The sequence below is a fragment of the Oscillibacter sp. CU971 genome, from assembly GCF_905219725.1.
GTDB lineage: Bacteria > Bacillota > Clostridia > Oscillospirales > Oscillospiraceae > Oscillibacter.
Genome location: NZ_CAJMXG010000406.1, coordinates 1 through 1,948, shown reverse-complemented (window position 1 = coordinate 1,948; position 1,948 = coordinate 1). Strand labels below are relative to the sequence as shown.

Below are 1,948 nucleotides of genomic sequence, written 5' to 3'. Positions count from 1 at the left end.
ACCGGCTCACCCCCTCTCACTGCGGAGGGCCGACAGCGGATTCATTGTACCACAGCTTTCGGCAAAAATCTACAAGGAATCCCCGCTCCGGGAAGCCAAACTTGACGGCCCTCCTCTTGACAAAACCTCTCCGGGTGCGTATGATAAGCCTTACAGGTGTCTTGACACCTGTAAGGCTTATTTCGCGCGGCCATTTACCCGCCCGGCGGCCGTGTCCAAATCCGAAATTCTACGAAAGAAACAGGTGCTTCCCATGGAAAACGTCAAAGCGTTTCTCAAACGCAAGAACATCGTCCTCTCCGTCCGCCGCTACGGCATCGACGCCCTGGGGGCGATGGCCCAGGGCCTCTTCTGCTCTTTGCTCATCGGCACCATTTTGAACACCGTGGGCGCCCAGTTCCACATCGGCTTCCTGACGGNCGACCTNATCACCATCAACAAGGTTGGTTACACCATCGGCGGCATGGCCTCCTTCATGAGCGGCGCGGCCATGGCCGTGGCCATCGGCTACGCCCTCCAGGCCCCGNCCATGGTCCTCTTCTCCCTGGCGACGGTGGGCTACGCCTGCAACGCCCTGGGCAAGGCCGGGGGGCCCCTGGCCGTCCTCCTTGTGGCCATCCTCGCCGCCGAATGCGGCAAGGCCGTCAGCAAAGAGACGAAAATCGACATCCTGGTGACTCCCATCGTCACCACCCTGGTGGGCATCGGGGCGGCCTGGGCCGTCGCGCCCCCCATTGCCGCCGCCGCCAGCGCCTTCGGCCAGCTCATCATGCGCNCCACGGNGCTCCAGCCCTTCCTCANNGGCATCCTGGNTTCCGTGCTGGTGGGCGTGGCCCTGACCCTGCCCATCTCCTCCGCCGCCATCTGCTCCGTCCTAGGGCTGACGGGCCTGGCGGGAGGAGCCGCCGTGGCAGGGTGCTGCGCCCAGATGGTGGGCTTCGCCGTCATGAGCTTCCNGGAAAACGGCTGGGGGGGCCTGGTGAGCCAGGGTCTGGGCACCTCCATGCTGCAAATGCCCAACATCGTGCGGAATCCTAAAATATGGATCGCGCCCACACTGACCTCCGCCATTACCGGCCCCATCGCCACATGCCTGTTCCGCCTGGAGATGAACGGCGCGGCCATCAACTCCGGCATGGGCACCTGCGGCCTCTGCGGCCAGCTGGGGGTCTGGACCGGCTGGCTGGCCCCCAGCGAGCAGGCCCTGGCCAACGGGGCGGCGGCCATCGTCCCCGGGGCCATGGACTGGGCGGGGCTGATTTTGGTTTCCTTCGTCCTCCCCGCCGTCATCTGCCCGCTTGTCAACCACTTCTGCCGGAAGGCGGGCTGGGTGAAGGACGGCGATTTGACCCTGGCGGGCTGAATGCGGCGAAACGGCAAATAAAACGGGAGGCTTCCTTATTTAAAGGAAGCCTCCCGCTTTTTTCATTCCCCGCCCCGCTTCCAGNTGAAGCACACCGCCGCCGCCAGCAGAAAAAGCAGCACGCTCATTCCGTTCCAGGCGTCCGGCGGCGGCGCGGCCTCNAAANGATACAGCGTCCCGTTGANGGAAGCCGTCAGCCCNGCCAGCAGCAAGCACGCGGTCCCCAGGGCCTGGGAGGTCCTGCCCATGCGGCGGAAGGCGGCGTAAATCAGCCACAAAAACACAAGGGAAAGAACGGCCATCGCCGTCCCCACGGTAAACACCGCCCGGACCCGCAGCAGCCGGCCGAGACTGTATAGATAGGGAACCGTAAACACGCTGAGGCTCAAGAGGCTTCCCGCCGCTCCTCCCCGTTTCAGGATGACCCAGGGGAGAAGCGCCGCCCAGGCGTACCCCGTGGAAACCGCCACGATCCGCGACCAGCTCAGTCCGCCGGTAAGGGCCGTGTCGCAGATGAAGCATACCAGCGCGCCGGTGAGCAGCCCCCCGGTCAGCAGGAGGGCCAGCCGCCACCGCCGCGCCCCC

General features: G+C 65.1%; 1 protein-coding gene. It reads left to right on the top strand.

Features of this window, described 5'->3' with window-relative positions:
• Positions 1 to 253 precede the first annotated feature (253 nt).
• On the top strand, positions 254 to 1,363 hold the full coding sequence (locus JX325_RS15930; RefSeq protein ID WP_204792032.1) for a PTS transporter subunit IIC: 1,110 nt from the start codon (positions 254 to 256) through the stop codon (positions 1,361 to 1,363).
• Positions 1,364 to 1,948 lie beyond the last annotated feature (585 nt).